General features: G+C 59.6%; 15 protein-coding genes and 1 tRNA gene. 1 reads left to right on the forward strand and 15 read right to left on the reverse strand.

The window, feature by feature from the left end; all coding sequences use genetic code 11:
* Window positions 1-56: 56 nt before the first annotated feature.
* The 3 genes from ACTNA2_RS07200 to ACTNA2_RS07210 form a co-directional block, all read right to left on the reverse strand.
* Entirely contained in the window at window positions 57-1859 is a 1803-nt protein-coding gene (locus tag ACTNA2_RS07200; protein ID WP_441049019.1) for an ABC transporter ATP-binding protein, read from the reverse strand.
* A gap of 127 nt (window positions 1860-1986) precedes the next feature.
* Window positions 1987-3342 carry a DNA recombination protein RmuC gene (locus ACTNA2_RS07205; protein WP_441049020.1) on the reverse strand — a complete coding sequence of 452 codons (1356 nt, stop codon included), beginning with the start codon at window positions 3340-3342 and terminating at the stop codon, window positions 1987-1989.
* Window positions 3343-3461: 119 nt separating this feature from the next.
* Entirely contained in the window at window positions 3462-3884 is a 423-nt protein-coding gene (locus ACTNA2_RS07210; protein ID WP_441049021.1) for a hypothetical protein, read from the reverse strand.
* Between the two features lie 26 nt (window positions 3885-3910).
* On the opposite strand from ACTNA2_RS07210, the gene ACTNA2_RS07215 reads away from it, so the two are divergent.
* The gene (locus ACTNA2_RS07215) at window positions 3911-4108 is read left to right on the forward strand and encodes a hypothetical protein (RefSeq protein ID WP_441049022.1); all 198 of its coding nucleotides are present in this window, start codon (window positions 3911-3913) and stop codon (window positions 4106-4108) included.
* A gap of 281 nt (window positions 4109-4389) precedes the next feature.
* Here the strand turns inward: ACTNA2_RS07215 and rbr are convergent, their stop codons facing one another.
* From rbr to ACTNA2_RS07275, 12 genes are all read right to left on the reverse strand, one after another.
* Window positions 4390-4929: a rubrerythrin gene (gene rbr / locus ACTNA2_RS07220; RefSeq protein WP_154518486.1), complete on the reverse strand. Its 540-nt coding sequence runs from the start codon at window positions 4927-4929 to the stop codon at window positions 4390-4392.
* 113 nt (window positions 4930-5042) lie between these two features.
* Window positions 5043-5948 (reverse strand): adenine glycosylase, encoded by a 906-nt coding sequence (locus tag ACTNA2_RS07225; protein ID WP_441049023.1) that lies wholly within the window; start codon window positions 5946-5948, stop codon window positions 5043-5045.
* A gap of 21 nt (window positions 5949-5969) precedes the next feature.
* Window positions 5970-6455, reverse strand: a complete 486-nt coding sequence (locus ACTNA2_RS07230; RefSeq protein WP_154518481.1) for an RrF2 family transcriptional regulator — start codon at window positions 6453-6455, stop codon at window positions 5970-5972.
* Between the two features lie 339 nt (window positions 6456-6794).
* Window positions 6795-6872: transfer RNA gene (locus ACTNA2_RS07235), tRNA-Asp, on the reverse strand.
* 412 nt (window positions 6873-7284) lie between these two features.
* Window positions 7285-7752, reverse strand: a complete 468-nt coding sequence (locus tag ACTNA2_RS07240) for a YfcE family phosphodiesterase (RefSeq protein WP_154518649.1) — start codon at window positions 7750-7752, stop codon at window positions 7285-7287.
* A 94-nt stretch (window positions 7753-7846) separates the two neighbouring features.
* The gene (locus ACTNA2_RS07245; protein ID WP_154518646.1) at window positions 7847-8563 is read right to left on the reverse strand and encodes a LytR/AlgR family response regulator transcription factor; all 717 of its coding nucleotides are present in this window, start codon (window positions 8561-8563) and stop codon (window positions 7847-7849) included.
* A 72-nt stretch (window positions 8564-8635) separates the two neighbouring features.
* Window positions 8636-9979 carry a histidine kinase gene (locus ACTNA2_RS07250; RefSeq protein ID WP_427794496.1) on the reverse strand — a complete coding sequence of 448 codons (1344 nt, stop codon included), beginning with the start codon at window positions 9977-9979 and terminating at the stop codon, window positions 8636-8638.
* Window positions 9976-11163 (reverse strand): glycosyltransferase, encoded by a 1188-nt coding sequence (locus tag ACTNA2_RS07255; protein ID WP_427794495.1) that lies wholly within the window; start codon window positions 11161-11163, stop codon window positions 9976-9978. The genes ACTNA2_RS07250 and ACTNA2_RS07255 overlap by 4 nt, the downstream gene beginning before the upstream one ends.
* Before the next feature lie 170 nt (window positions 11164-11333).
* On the reverse strand, window positions 11334-12593 hold the full coding sequence (locus ACTNA2_RS07260) for an MFS transporter (RefSeq protein ID WP_441049024.1): 1260 nt from the start codon (window positions 12591-12593) through the stop codon (window positions 11334-11336).
* A 101-nt stretch (window positions 12594-12694) separates the two neighbouring features.
* On the reverse strand, window positions 12695-13639 hold the full coding sequence (locus tag ACTNA2_RS07265) for a zinc dependent phospholipase C family protein (RefSeq protein ID WP_441049025.1): 945 nt from the start codon (window positions 13637-13639) through the stop codon (window positions 12695-12697).
* A 92-nt stretch (window positions 13640-13731) separates the two neighbouring features.
* Window positions 13732-14466: a LytR/AlgR family response regulator transcription factor gene (locus ACTNA2_RS07270; protein ID WP_441049026.1), complete on the reverse strand. Its 735-nt coding sequence runs from the start codon at window positions 14464-14466 to the stop codon at window positions 13732-13734.
* Window positions 14467-14505: 39 nt separating this feature from the next.
* Entirely contained in the window at window positions 14506-15891 is a 1386-nt protein-coding gene (locus ACTNA2_RS07275; protein WP_441049027.1) for a sensor histidine kinase, read from the reverse strand.
* Window positions 15892-16007 lie beyond the last annotated feature (116 nt).

Below are 16007 nucleotides of genomic sequence, written 5' to 3' on the forward strand. Positions count from 1 at the left end.
CCTCGGATCAGCGGCATAACCTACCTATGGGCACGATTGTCCCACGTATGGGGTCTTTACGCCTCCAAAAATGCGCCGGTCTGGCGGCCCCACAAGCTTGCGTACTCGCCGCCTGCCTCGACAAGCTGCGCATGCGTACCGTCCTCGACAATCTCGCCGTCCGCCAGCACCACGATGCGGTCGAGCGCCGCCACGGTGGACAGGCGATGTGCCACCACAATAGAGGTGCGGCCACGCATCAGGTTCTCAAGCGCCTCCTGCACCAGCGCCTCGGACTCACTGTCCAGGGCAGAGGTCGCCTCGTCGAGCACCAGAATCGGCGCGTCGGTAAGGATGGCACGGGCGATGGCCACGCGCTGGCGTTGGCCCCCCGAAAGCTTAACGCCGCGCTCGCCCACCATGGTGTCAAAGCCCCGGGGCAGGCGGTCGATAAACTCCAGGGCATTGGCCAAGCGGGCCGCCTCGCGGATCTGTTCGTCGGTGGCGTCGGGGCGGCCGTAGGCGATGTTCTCGCGAATGGAGCGGTGAAACAGCAGCGCCTCCTGCGGCACGTAGGCAACCTGGCGGCGCAGGCTCTGCTGCGTGCAGCGCGAGACATCCTGACCGTCCACGAGTACGCGACCGCCTTGTACGTCGTCCAGGCGCAGCAGCAACTTGGTGAGCGTCGTCTTGCCCGAGCCCGATTTGCCCACCAGGCCCACGCGCTGACCCGCCGCCACATGGAGCGTCAGGTCGTCGAACACGCTCTCGCCCGCCGCGGCGTCGCGGTATGCAAAGCTCAGGTGCTCAAAATCAATCGCGCCCTCGCCCACCTTGAGCTCGGGAGCGTTCTCGTCGTCTGCCACCAGACGCGGCTCGTCCAGCACGCGCGTCATCTCGGCCGCATCGCCCAGCGCGCGGTTGATGCGCTGCATCATGGAGCTTACGTAGTTCAGACGCATGGTGAGGTTGTACGTATAGGTAAAGATCATGACGAGCGCGCCGGCCGAGATGCCAAACCACGCGTTGCCGCCCGCCACAAACACACTCACCACGGCCATGGTAATGACGATAAGGCCCGAGGTCGTAAAGTTGCGCTGCATCATGGCGTGCATCGAAACCGTTTCGGCGTCGCGCGCGGCGCGGTCGGCAGCATCGAACAGGTCGCGCTCAAAGTCTTCGCGCCCGCAGGTCTTGACGGCCAGGATGTTCGTGACCGCGTCGGAAAGCACGCCCGACAGCTTGTTCTGCGCGGCGGACGTCGCGGCCGAAAGCGGCATGATGCGCTTATACATGAGCCAGACAAACGAGATGTAGACGACCATAATGCCCACCAGGATCACGGTAAACGTCGGCACCACCGGAGCGAGCGCCGCCACCGTGCAGACAACCGAGGTGACAGTGGGGATGAGCGAATACACCGTCACGTCCACCAACCCCGTGTAGCCGCTCATAAAACGGCTCGTCTGGCTCACAAGCGATCCGCCAAAACGGCTGGTGTGGAATGTCATGGATTGATTGGAGAGCGTGTCGAAGCACAATCGCGCCAAGTGATAGTTACCCGCAATCTCGAGCTTGTAGACGGTGTAGTCCTGCAGCTTGGAGAGGATCTGGCCTACCAGGTTAACGAGCACGAGCGCCAGAATGTAGGGGCCAAAGACCTCAAACACCCGGTCGCCCGCCACGGGGCCGGCCTGGACGCGGTCGACGATAAGCGCCATCACGTAGGTGTTGGCAAACGTGAGCAAAAAGATGTAGCCCGCCGACGAGAGCACCGAGAGAAAGACGATCAGCGGCTGCGTGCGCGTGACGTCCCAAAAACGCTGTAGCGTGCGGCGCACGGTTGAGCGTTTGAGCGGACTGGTGCTTCTCTGTGACATGGGCTTCCTTTCACATCTGGCGGGGCTAAACGTCATTGTTGCATACTAAAGCGCACTTCAAGCAAGCACGATGCGAAAAGCAGCGGGGTGCCCGCATTTGCGCCGTCGCCCCACCGTCTTGTTCTAATTATTCCTCGTCTTCTTGGTCTGTGAGAAGGCCCGCGGGCGTGAGTCCCAAGATCTCATCAGCTTGGTCGGCGTCTTCCAGCGCGTCGATGTCCTTGAGCTTGCGCTCCATGACGTTGGTGCGCGTGGTGATGATGCCCTCGACCGTCTTTCCCGCGGTCTCGATTTGCTGCTGGGCGCGGCGCAGCGCCGCCTGATAGCGCGGCAGCTCGGCCTTGACGGCAGAAAGCACGCGCAGCACGTCATCGGTGCGTTTTTGCAGCCTAAACGTTTGGTAGCTCATCTGCAGGCTGTTGAGGATAGCCGCCATGGTGCTAGGGCCGGCAACGTTGACGTGATAGTCGCGACCCAGGGTCTCGATAAGTCCCGGACGACTGACAACCTCGGCGTACAGCCCCTCAAACGGCACGAACATAATGCCAAAGTTGGTCGTTGCCGGCACACTCAGGTACTTTTCGCAGATATCCTTGGCCTCGCGCTTGACCATGGCGTCGAGCGTCTTGCGCGCAGCGGCGACGGCCTCAGCGTCACCCGACTCCTGGGCGTCGAGCAGATGCTCATATGCGTCACCCGGGAATTTGGAGTCGATCGGCAGCAGCACGGGATCGCCCTCGTCTACCGGCAGCTTGACGGCAAACTCAACGCGCTCCGAGGCGCCGGGCTTGGTGGCGACGTTTTCCAGATACTGGTCGGGCGTAAGGATGTCCGCCAGGATTGCACCCAGCTGCACCTCGCCCAAAATGCCACGCGCCTTTACGTTGCCCAGCACGCGCTTAAGGTCGCCCACGCCGGTGGCGATGGACTGCATGTCGCCCAGGCCCTTGTACACGGCCTCGAGCTGGTCGCTCACCTGCTTAAACGATGCCGACAGGCGATCGTTGAGCGTGCGGGAGAGCTTCTCGTCCACCGTCGCGCGCATCTGATCGAGTTGCACGTTGTTATCTTTGCGGATAGCACCCAGCTGGGCATCGACCGTCTCGCGCACCTTGTCCAGGCGGTGCTCGATGCCCTCGCGGTTGGCACCGAGTTGTTGGGCCGTCTCGCGGCGCAGGTCATCCATCCGGTCACCAGCTTGCGAAAACTCGCGTGCGATGTTCAGGTAGCGTTGCTGCTCCACGGCCGCATCTGTCGTCTGCTGCTGCGCGATGGCATTGGCCGTGCGGCGGGTTTCTGCCAGCGCGACGTTCAGGGCATCGAGCGCGTTGTTGGCCTGCTCGAGTGCCGCCAGCGCCTCTGCACCGCCATCGCTGCGCTCTCGCAGCTCGGCGCGAAGGCCCTTGAGCTGCAGGGCGCAAGCCACAGCCACTCCTACCGCTACCAAGGCGATCACGACCAGCACAATATCAACAGCAGACATAGACTCCGCCCAACAAACCCAATCGAACAATAATCGAACCGCAATCAATCTTACCCTGTCATATGCAGCGCGTGGCCGGCGGCGCATCAAGTTACCTTTGCGCTATGAATACTGGCAAGCTAACTCTCCCAGCCGGCGCGGATGGTTGTTATGACATCGCCCAGGCGCTGGCCGAGAGCTGTTAAATGTTGGAGCACTTCGCTGGGCGAAGCGCCGTTGAGAATGCACGTAAGGGCATATGAGGCCAAGAAGATTGCCGCGAGTCCCAACGGGATCAGCACGATCATCGCCAGCGTACGCAGGCGCTGGGCCCAGCGACGGCGACGCGCACGACGCTTGTCGAACGCAAGCTCCTGCGCATATGAATCTTGCTGTACGGAATAGGCTCCTGGGTCCACCTCACCCGCAGGCGATACCGCGGGCGCGGCGTTTTGCGCAGGAGGCTGGACGGCTGCCCCTTGCATTTGCATCTCCATAAGCCGCTGCTGTTGGCGCAGCATGCGCTCGGCTTGTTGCTGCGGGGTCTCAAGAAACAGATCCATGTTGGCCTCCTCAATAGGAGCATTCGATGCTTGCGCCCAGCATCCCGCACCATCGCGGCCGCGGCAATGAAATCCGCGGCAATAGCCGCAAAGATTCTTTTGTCAGAAAACTGTCGAAAAGTTCAACAACTCCCCTACCAGCACTTTCTTTGAGCTTTTTTCGCCAGCAATCTTTTGCCCTCTCGCCCTTGCGCCATCCGACCAAAACCCAACCAAAAGCTTGACAGAAATTGTGAAGACAGGGACCCCAAACAAAACGTGCCGCCCCAAAAGGGGCGGCACACAAACTAATCTATTAGCCAAAACTCGTTGGCAAGCCCGCGCCGTCAGAACCGCGGCGCATGCCTTTGCCTCGCGCGACCCTGCGAAGCCGTGAGCGAGAGGGAAAGGGATGCGCCGCGGTTCTGACGCCCGGAGCGGCGAGGCCGGCAGTTGCCCTGCGGAGCCGTGAGCGAGAGGCAAAGGTATTCCCCGCCCTGCGCTCCGCAGCAGCCAGCGCCACGCGCTAGTAGTTCACCACCTGCTCCTCAAAGTACGCCTTGGGATGGTTGCAAACCGGGCACACCTCGGGCGCCTTGGCACCAACATGCAGGTGCCCGCAGTTCAGGCACTTCCACACCTTTACGCCCTCGCGCTCAAACACCTCGCCCGATTCAATGCGCTCGACGAGCTTGTTATAGCGCTCCTCGTGAGCCTTCTCGACAGCGCCAACGCCACGGAACTTCGCGGCGATCTCGGCAAAACCCTCCTCTTCGGCGGTCTTGGCGAACTCGTCATACATCGTGGTCCACTCGTAGTTCTCGCCCGCGGCAGCATCGCGCAGGTTGTCCAGCGTATCCGGAACAGCACCGTCGTGCAGGTACTTAAACCACAGCTTGGCATGCTCGGACTCGTTGCCCGCCGTCTCTGCAAAGATATTCGAAATCTGAACGTAGCCGTCCTTTTTGGCCTTGGATGCATAGTAACGATACTTGGTGTGCGCCTGGGACTCACCGGCAAAAGCGGTCTCGAGGTTCTTCTTGGTTTGAGAATTCTCAAAATCCATAGGTGTACTTCCCTTCAATACGCGCCGCCCACAGACTTTGAGCGGCATTGTTTTTAGGATACCCTCATGCCGAGAATCTAAACCTTACTATCCTATTCTGCAAATTCGCGTCATCACACACTCAGCCAGCGCTCGCCTTCGGCACGACAAAAGCCTTCGCGCTCCAGGTCGGCAAGAATGCCCGCAATAAAATCGCAACCAACCGGTTCGCGACCCGCTGCGGCCTCCATCTTGTTAACGCCTGCAACAGCTTCAACAAGCGTTATGCCCGCCGGCTGTCCGTCGCGGGCTGCAAGCAGCATGCGCACGATATGGGCACGCTTTTGCCGACGCGAGCCCTCAAACTTGGACTGGCGGCTGTAGCCCGCCGAGCGCCTAGACGGATTGGGCAGCGTCTTTTTGAGATACGCGCCGTAATCCAGCAGCGCGTAATACCACGCGCGCGGCGTATCGGCATCGTCGAGCGGCACGGCAAAGGGAGCGGCCTCATCCGCCGCCGCACCGGGCGCCGCCGGGCAGGCCGCCTGGATCAACGGCACCAGCTCGCGGTCGGGAACAGACGGAACGTCAGGAAAAAAGTGATGCAGAAAGACCGTGCGCACATTGGTCTCCAGGTACACTCCCGGAAGATCAAACGCAAACGACCGAATGCCCTGCGCCGTTGCGGGCCCAATACCGGGCAGCGCGACCAGGTCGCGTGTATCACGCGGAAACTCCCCATCCCAGTCCTCCACGAGTCGCTGCGCAGCCTTATGGAGTGCCAAAGCACGGCGGTTGTAGCCCATGCCCTGCCAAGCGTCCAAAACATCAGAAGGAGCGGCCTGGGCGAGAGAATGCACGGTCGGAAAGCGGTCGAGCCATGCCGGCATGCGCGTCTCTACGCGTGGAACCTGCGTCTGCTGCAGCATGACCTCGGAAAGCCAGATGATGTACGGGTCGCGCGTGCGGCGCCACGGAAGGTCGCGATAACGCAGAACCCCTTCCGAACGAATCATCGAACGAAAGGGGTCCTGAATCATAGCTATGCTCCTTATGCGGCGCTACTCCTCCCGGCAAGCACACGCGCAAACGGCATACTCGGGAAAGGCGTCGCGGTCGGCGAACTTGGGATCGACGGCGGGGAACTGGCGGCGAGCGACGACATCGTCCAGCGAAACGGAATCGAGGTAGTCACGCATCAGCGCCTGGGCCCCAGCCCACAGGGGATGATAGCAGCACGTGCCCCTGCGTGCACAGTCGCCATCGAGTGCCGTGCAATCATTCATAACCATAGGGCCCTGAACGGCCTCGACGACCTGACGGATAGTGACCTCGCTCGGGTTGACCTTAAGACGCATACCGCCGTGGACGCCACGCAGGCTCTCCACAATACCGGCCTGAACCAAACCGTGTTGGATCGAACGGGCAAACGAATACGGAACATTGACCTCTTCGGCAGCAGTGCGAACAGAAAGCAAACGCTCCGGCTCCTCGGCAAGCATCGCAAGCATGCGGAGGGCATAATCAGTCTTCCTCGATATGTCCATGTTTCCCCTTTCAAGGAATACGAACAGCTCGAACGGGCTCCGGGGCCGAGCTTACGTCGAGACGCTAAATAACCGCCGGGACAACCAAATAGTGAATTAGATGTCCGCTGAAGGTCGAATCCAAAGCAAATTGCATCAGATTAGGCCTGCAGTGGAATTTAGTATAACCTAACCCCCTGTTTCGTTGAACGAGTGTTGCGCAACAAACCCCCCTGTTTAAACCGATATACTTAATTCATTTCCGCATCTCGGAAACAAGGAGCAGAATGAAAGGGACGGCCGAGCGGTTGTCCTATTAAACGCAAAAAGCCACGTCCGAAGACGTGGCTTTAATTGCGTTGGCGGGAAGTACGGGGCTCGAACCCGCGACCTCCGACGTGACAGGCCGGCGCTCTAACCAAACTGAGCTAACTCCCCAGGCAGTCGTTCGCGTTTGTTTCCGCTCGCGTGCGCTGCGGGGATTAGTATACACAGAAGTCTGTTCGCCGCGCAACAACTTTTTTGAAAATATTTTTTGGGTCCCTCCGGGAGGGTCTCCGGGGCCGGCTGGCGCGGGTTAAGTTTGCTGCTCTACAGTCCTGCGCAAGACGGAAAGCACATTAAGTGCTTTCCTTTGCGTGCGGAACTCGCGACAAACGTAACCCGCGCCAGCCGGCCCCGGAGACCCTCCCTGCCGTCACTATGTTCAACCAGTTTTGCGGGCGTGCGCCGCTGCGCGGCTAGCCCGCGTGCTCCTCGGCGGGGTTGGTCTGATTGTTCTTGTTGAAGCTCGGCCTTTGGCTCAAATGGAAACGGGGGATGCATTGTGCATCCCCCGTTTTTGTTGCGGTTAGTCTAAGTCAATAAACTTGACGCTTAAGACCTTGCCGTCCTTGACGAGCATTCTGGCCATGGTGGGGCCCCGGGTGCCCCTGGGGTAGCTGGCGCTGCCTGGGTTGAGGACCAAGCAGCGGCCCACCTGGGCCTCTTTGGTTACATGGGTGTGACCGTTGATGGCTACGTCCACGGATCCCACCGGGAGGTCTTCGCGGTAGTGGGCTACGGCAAACTTAAGGCCCTCGTAGCTAAAGAGCGCCAGACGGTCCACTTCGGGGCCGTAATCACGGTAGTAGTCGTTATTGCCCAGAACCGCTCGCACGGGGGCAATGGTTCGCAGATGTTCGTAGTCCATCTCCGACGTAAGATCGCCGGCATGGATAATCAGGTCCGCGCCGCTCAACTCATCTAAAAGCGCGGGCGACAGATAACCGTGGGTGTCCGAGATGATGTCGATACGCTTGGCGCTTGCACTGTTCATGGGATCCCTTCCGCAAAACGATTTGGTGCGTTCATACAAAAAGCCCCGCGGCTCCGCAGACGATTTTGGTCTACAGGGCTGCGGAGCCGGTGTGCTAGAGGCTCAGGGCCTTCTTGAGCGGTACGACGCGACGGCGCGAAACCGGTACGCGTTCGTCGACGCCCGTAATGCCCAGCTGGATAGCGCCCGAGGGAACCGTCTCGACGTCGGTAACACACGCCAGGTTAACGATATAGCGGCGGTGAACGCGGAAGAAGCCAAAATCACAGAGCTTGGCCTCGAACTGTGCCAGCGAGGTCGTCGACAAAAAACGGTCGTCGACGGTATAGATACAGGAGTAATCGTCCTTGGCCATAATGAAGCGAATGTCGTCCACGGGGATGAGCACCTTGCGGCCGCCCTTCTCCACCGGGATGCGCTCGATGGTCACCTTGCTGTCCGCAACGGGCTTCGTGCGCTGCATGACCTTCTCGATTGCACGATCCAGGCGGGCTTCCTCTACCGGCTTCATCAGATAGTCGACGGCATCCACATCAAACGCCTCAACCGCATGATCGCTGTACGCGGTCACAAACACGATCGCCGGCGGATTCTTAAGCTTATGCAGCGCCTCGGCAAGTTGCAGACCCGAAGCGCCAGGCATCGAAATATCGAGGAACACGACATCAACGCGACTCTCCATAAGCATCTCGATGGCGGAGCGAACGCTCGACGCTTCTGTGATCGTGCCGATCTTGCCCGTCTGCTCGAGCAAGAAGCGAAGTTCCGAACGGGCCGGGGCCTCATCATCCACAATCATCGCACGCAGCATGGGGATAAAACCTTTCGTCAACTAACTACGTCGGGCATACGCCAACCGGCGTTAAGCCCGTGACCAATTATTCTACTCTTGAATGTCGAAGATGCTCTCCGACAAATCGAGATGTAGGAGCACTTTAGCGCCCTTACCCGGCGCCGATTCGACGCGCGTATAGGAGTGCGGCCCATAAAAGCGATGAATGCGCTCCGAAATATTGTGCATGGCAACGCCGGCGCCGCCACCCTGCGGGGAGCTGGCGTCGGGGCGGGCAGAGCGCTCGTCAAACAGTCTGGCAGCGATGCCCTCGTCCATGCCCACACCGTCATCGGCCACCGAAATCAAAATCGCATCGTCACCATCCCTGCGCACCGTCACGTCAATCTTCAGCGCACTGGCATCACCCATGCCGTGACGCACGGCGTTCTCGACAATCGGTTGGATCACAAATGCCGGAACCAGCGTGTCCTCGACATCCTCGGACACGTCAAAGGTCGCCAGCACGCGATCCTCGCCAAAGCGCGCCTTCTCAAACGTCAGGTAGCGCTTGGTCTGTGCGACCTCGCGCGACACGGGAATGAGCGAACCCGAATTGTCGAGCGTTGCGCGATAGAACGAGGAGAACTCGCGCAGCAGCTCGCGGGCGCGCAGCGGGTCGGTACGCGTAAACGATGCGATGGTGTTGAGCGTGTTGAACAGGAAGTGCGGGTTAATCTGCGCCTGCAGGGCACGCACCTCGGCACGGGCCGTGAGCTCCTTTTGCACCTCGAGCTCGTGAATGGCGAGCTGCGTGGACAGGATTTCGGCAAAACCCGAGGCGAGCGCATACTGGGTACGGTCGACGGCACGCGGGGTCTTGTAATAGAACTTGAGCGTGCCGACGGTGCGGTCGCCCACCTTGATGGGTGCGATGATGCCAGCGGGGACCTGGTTGTGTGAGCCATCCGAACCCACCACGTCCACCACGCGGTTGAACGACTGGACGATACCGTGTTCGATGACGTAGCGCGTGGCGAGCGTATGAATGGGAGAATTGGGCAGCAGCTTTTCCTCAAACTCGCCCGCGCAGGCCAGTACGTTGCTCTCGTCGGTAACGGCAACTGTCATGGCGCGTGTCTCGGGCAAAATGCGCTGGCACACCAGACGTGCTGACTCCTGCGTCAGACCGCCTTTAATGTCCTCGAGCATGGCCGAGGCCACCGAGAGCGTCTCCTCGGTGTACTGCGAGCGAACCGAATCGGGATTGAGCGTCAAAAAGATAAAGATACACAGGAAGATGCATAGCAGCGTACAGGCGACCACGGTCGCGATTGGCTCGATTCCAGTCGCCAGGGCAAAAACAAAGTACACCAGCACACAAATGGCGCAGGATACGGCAATGATGCGAAAGATTGACATTGAACTATCGCGCTGGGCGCGGCGGTCGATCATTCAGTCCCCTCCAGGATGCTGGTCAGCTGGGCGTCACGCCAGAGCCCATCCATAATCTTGGGCCAGAAGCTCTGGAACCGCAGGTAGCTTGCGGCGTTTTGGCGTGCGTAGGTCCTGGCCTCGTCAATACCGTGGCGCCAAATGCGTAGGTATCCCTCGTGCTCGCGGGTAAAAATGCTGCGGACCATGGCAGTCTTACGCACGCGATCGTCAAGCTCGCGCGAAATCCACGGACCCGGATAGGGCATGAGAGACGCGGCTGTAACGGGAATGAGCTCTTTCTGATGCGCGGCAAACGTTAGCTTGGCACGTTCGTAGTACCAACGGTACACGTCCTGCATAAAGCGCGGCGAGCGTTTCTCGGACTCGGGCGGTAGATGGCGTACGGTCCACTCGTTATCAAACCATACGTCGTAGCCAAATATGCGCATATTAAAGAGGTAGTCCAGGTCCTCGCCACGAGTGATAAACGGGTCAAATGCCACGCGGGTAAAGGCGCGGGCATGGAGGGCCATAAGGCCGCCGCACACATAGTTTGAACGCGAAATACGGGTACCCGAGAGCGCCTTTTTCATCCAGCGATTGAACTCAATACGCTTGGTCCACCAACGGTGGCAGATGCCCACCTTGTCCGTGGGGGCCAGCGGCGATCCGTCTCGATCGTAAAAGTAGCCGCTCTTAACCAAGATCGGCAGGCCCTGACGCGTCTGCTGCCCCAACGCGTAAGTCGCGCGTTTCATAAAGTCGGCATCGATGACAGTCTCGTCGTCATCCAAAAAGATGACGGCATCGTGACCCAGCACGGCGGCACAGGCAAGTCCCATATTGCGGATGGCGCCATAGCCGCGCAGGCTCACGCATTCCCCCGAACCCTTGGGCGCAATCTGCGCTACGCGGTCGGCGATACGCGATGCCTGGGTATTGGTGACTACGGTAACTTTGAGCGTAGGGTGCGCGTCGACGATTTCGCGTACGCGCTTCGACACATCCGCCGTGGCCGAGATGGGACAGACCACCAAAAGGATGATTCGCGGAATATCGCGTACCTGCTCGAGCGAAGCAAGACAGCGATCGAGCTCGGGATTGGCGGCGTTGAGCTTCGTCGAGTGGTCATAGACACCGGGAGCGTTTGCATGGGCATCATCGCCCGCCCAATATGTTGGAATCACAACCGTGGCGTTCATGCCTTCCCTCCCTGCAACACAAAAACGAGGCGCCGCCAAACACAGGCGACGCCCCGCGACCTAGCTGATTCCATCATACCCACTTGGGCAAATCATTGCTCGCAAGTCGCAATGTTTATTGCGGATAACCCCAAAAGAGTACCGCGGACAGGCACAATAGCCGCTCGCTCCTATGCGGCATGCTCTGCCGCTCGAGTCATGCGAGACAGGCGGGCCAGCAGCATAAAGCCAACGACCAGCAGCACAGCAATGGAAAGAACGCCCAGCGACGGGTTGCCGGTCAGCGAGGTGACGACCGACACCAGAAAGGTGCCCATAACGCTTGCATAGCGCCCAAAGATGTCAAAGAAGCCGTAGTACTCGTTGGACTTTTCCTTGGGGATGATGCGGCCAAAGTAGCTACGGCTGAGTGCCTGCACGCCACCCTGGAACAGGCCGACCATAATGGCAAGCACCCAGAATTCAAAGGCGGTCTTGAGGAAAAACGCGGCGAACAGCACAATGCCCATGTAGGCGGCGACCGCCACCAGGATCATGTTGAGCGTGCCCACGCGTCCGGCGAGCTTGCCGTAGATGATGGCGGACGGAAAGGCCACGAACTGTGTAACGAGCAGGGCCAGTACCAGCTGGGTCGAGTCGATGCCCAGAGCCGAACCGTAGCTGGTTGCCATGGAAATGACCGTGTGCACACCGTCGATGTAGAAGAAGAACGCAATCATGTAGACCAGCACGATCTTGTTGTGGGCGATCTCGCGCATGGTGTGTACGACCTCGGAGAACACGCCGCCCACGATGTGGCCGATGGTGTCCTCGGGACCGCGCTCACGACCGTACTTTTGCTTATAGGTGCGAATGAGCGGCAGGGTAAAGATGAGCCACCAGGCACCAGTGATGACAAACGACAGACGCGTTGCCAGCATGGTGGGGACGCCAAGAGCGGGACCACCCATGATAAGCGCCAGGCAGATGATGAACGGCACGGTGGAACCGATGTAACCCCAGGCATAGCCCGAGCTGGACACGGCGTCCATGCGCTCGTCGGTGGTAATGTCGGGCAGCATGGCGTCATAGAACGTCATAGAAGAGTTAAGGCCGATGGTGCACAGCACGTACACGGTCAAAAATGCCATGGCGGACATTGGGATAGCCTGCGCCAGGCAAAGCACCAAGCCCGTGAGGAAGAAGCCCAAGAAGAACTTGATCTTGTTGCCGGCGTAATCGGCAAGCGCGCCCAGAATGGGCATGAGCATGGCAATGACCAGCGAGGCAATCGTCTGCGCGCTACCCCAAGCGACCACCAGGTCGGCCGAGGAAGCACCGGTATTGATGGCGTTAAAGTAGATGGGCACCACCGAAGTGTTGAGCAACACGAGGGCCGAATTGCCCACATCGTACATAACCCAGTTACGCTCGAGCTTGGTGTATTTCATGGACAGGGACCCTTCGTATTCGCCCGATATGCAGTCAGTTCATCGTACCCCAATTGCACAGAGGCACCGGTAAGGATTCGGCAAAGGGGCACGCACGAGCTCTACTCCTCGCGGTCGAACTCTTCGTCAGCGCCGAGCACGCGACCGCTGTAATTGACGTGGTTGGTCACGGCCTCCATATCGCCGGTCTCGATAAAGCGGGTGACCGTGCACTCGTAATCGACCAGCGCGCGGTCAAAGACCTCGGGGAAGCTCTCGTTCGAGACCTCATCGGTAAAGGGATTCTTCCACGTCAGATGGCCCAGATTGCCGGTGCGCTCGGGCGGCTCGGTCGTCACGCGGTGAGCAAGGCCATCGAGCAGGGAGTAGTCGTGTACTAGGCCCTCGACCAGGGCAATTGCACGCGTCTTGGCCGAGCCCGCCGGTTCAATGGCGCGATAGAGCAGCTGCATGTCGGCAACGGCGGCACCGTACTCCCCCGCTGGGATATCGATACCGTACACACGCCCGGCAACATAGCTCATCAGCACGCCGGCCACGCGATTGATGCGGTCGGTGGTGACGATCTCGCCCGCCGGCGGATAGTCCTCGACCGTGGCCCCGTCGCGCTTGAGCTGCAGCATCAACACGTCCAGGTCACTTTCGAGCACCGCATGGACCTGGCTGCCCGAATCCCCCAGCTCGGGATCGGACTCGACAATGCCAAACTGCTGCTCGTAGACAAAGGGGTGGGCATTACGGTCGAGCACGTAGTGCGACAGCAGGCCCAGCGTAAAGGCGCGGCCCAAGTTGGCATCGCGCGGGAGCAGATGGGACACGCCGTCGCGCAGGCACGAGAACTGGCGCGACATGCGCGAGCGATGCATGGCCTGTGCCAGCAGCGTGCAGTCGGAAACGCGCGGCGTCAGGATGTGGAAGAAAAACGGGTCGGGACCCTGGTTGCCCAGGATAAAGGCAATGCGTTCCTCGTCGGACGTAATGACGCCCTGCGGCAGACGATCGATGCTTTCCTCGCCAAACAGATGATGCGTAATAAGCGCAGGCATAATGATCCTTTCGATTTCATTCGATGTCACCCATTATGCCCACCGCGCGGCCATGCCAAACCCGCGTCGGCAAACGATGGCATGCGGACCGTCTACACAAGCCCCAGGCGCGCCTTAACCTCGGCAGCGCGACGACGGGACACGGGCACCGTCGAGGTTACGCGATCGAGCCTGAGTTCCATAAGACCCGTAGAACCGATCTCGACATTGTGCACGTCTTCCAAATTGACCAGATAGCTGCGGTGGACACGGATAAAGCCCTCGGAGGCCAGGCGCCGCTCGAGCGATGAAATCGACTCATTGATCAGATATGTTCCCTCGGCGCAAACGGCGTTGCAAAAATCGGCGCGCGCCTCAAAGTAGCAGACATCCGCCACGGGAATGAACACCTTTTTACCCCCACGATCCCCCGTCAGGCGCAAAGGCTGGCGCGGAGCATGGACGACACGGCGAGCGCCCAGGGCGGTCTCGATCTTGTCGAGCGCCTTTGACAGGCGAGCATCCTCGACCGGCTTTACGATGTAATCGACGGCATCGAGGTTATAGGCATCGGCCGCATACTCGGCAAATGCCGTCACAAACACCACGACCGGCGGTGTCTTTAAGTTCTGAAGCGTCTCGGCAAGCTCAATTCCCGAGCGACCGGGCATGGTAATGTCTAAAAACAGCACGTCGGGCTTGTTCGACAGAATCGATTCCACAGCTTCGGTGACATTGCCCGCCTCGGCAATCTGGCCCACACGCGCATCCTTTTCCAACAGATAGCGTAGCTCAGCCCTAATTGGGGGCTCGTCATCAACCACCAAGATGTTCCAGCCTTCGGACATATGCGCTTCCCCTCTTTTTTCTCTCAATCCAACCGCGTGCTACACCGTTAGCGGCGCCGGCTCATGCGGCTCGCCGTTCAACTCAACGATGACCTGCGTTCCCGCGCCCTCCTGGGACTTCACGCGCATGCCAGAATCTTCTCCGTAAAAGAAATGGATGCGCTGAAGCACGTTGAAGAGCGCCAGGCCGCAACCTCGCTTGACGGAGCCGTCGGCGGTAATGCTTTCGGGCTCCTCTCGGCGATGCTGCTCAAACAGATGCGCGCAGACTTCTTCGCTCATACCGATGCCGTCATCTTCGACGATGATCTCCAAGCCGTCATCGGTCTCATAAGCCCTAACACGAATGGAAAGCGGCTCGGTCTCGCGCTGCGCATGCTTGATGCAGTTTTCGAGCAGCGGCTGCAAGATAAACGGCGGCACCAGGCTGTCGCGCACCTCAAAGTCGATGTCGACCGAAACGCGCAGACGGCCGTCGCCATACCGGGCCTGCATAAGATTGATATAACGGGTGCCCTGCTCCACCTCGTGCTCGAGCGTGGTGAGCGTATCGGAGTCAGAAAGCGTCTGACGATAGTAGTTGGAAAAGTCGATCAGCAGCGATCGCGCCTTGTCGGGCTCGGTTCGAACGAGCGAAACGATCGTGCTAATGGTATTGAATAGAAAATGCGGATCGACCTGCGACTGCAGAGCGCGGAGCTCAACGCGGGCCGTGAGCTCATCCTGGCGCTCGAGCTCAAAGCTGGCGAGCTGCGTGGAAATGAGATCGGCGAAACCCGAGGCAAGCGCCGTCTGGCGCATATCGATGCTGCTCAGGCGGGGGTAATACAGCTCGAGTGTGCCCACGCAATGACCACGCACGCTAAGCGGCGCGACAATACCGGCACGCAGGCGGGGAAAATAGCCGCCCGTCTCATTGGACGCATCACGCGAAAACACGCTCTGCTCGCCCGTCTCAATCACGTTGAGCGTGGTCTTGAGCACTACCGGGGTTCCGGCAGGGCACTTTGCCGAGTCCTCGCCCCAGCTTGCCAGCACCTGCCTGCCGTCAGTAAAGCAGATGGCAGAAGCGATGGTCTCGGACAGGATGATTTTAGAGGCACCCAGGGCTGCTTCGGGCGTAAGGCCGCGCGACGTGTAGGCAAATATTTTTGATGCGATGGCGAGCGTGCGGTCGGTTGCGCTCGATGTGAGGTCATCGGGGACCACAAAGACATACGAGAAGAAGAAGCACAGCATGACCAGGCCGGCAATAACGACAACGCCTGGAACGGGATTGGGATTATCGGTTAAATCCCAGATAAGCAGCAAGATAAGCGCCGGAACGACAACACCGAGTAGGATGGCCTGGACCACATGCTGGGCCGTACGAAAGACCTTGGTAGAGTTGTAACTCTTGCCCAGAATCAGCCTATTGAGATCCACCGTCATCCCCTCTTGTCCGTAGCACCGATAGCAATAAAGAGGGCCGCAAGCGACCCTCTCCATTGCATTATGCAATCAAAAACTGTGTTTTACATCCAGCCATCGACAAACGGTAG

Source organism: Collinsella sp. HCP28S3_E9, from assembly GCF_052065455.1.
Classification (GTDB): domain Bacteria; phylum Actinomycetota; class Coriobacteriia; order Coriobacteriales; family Coriobacteriaceae; genus Collinsella.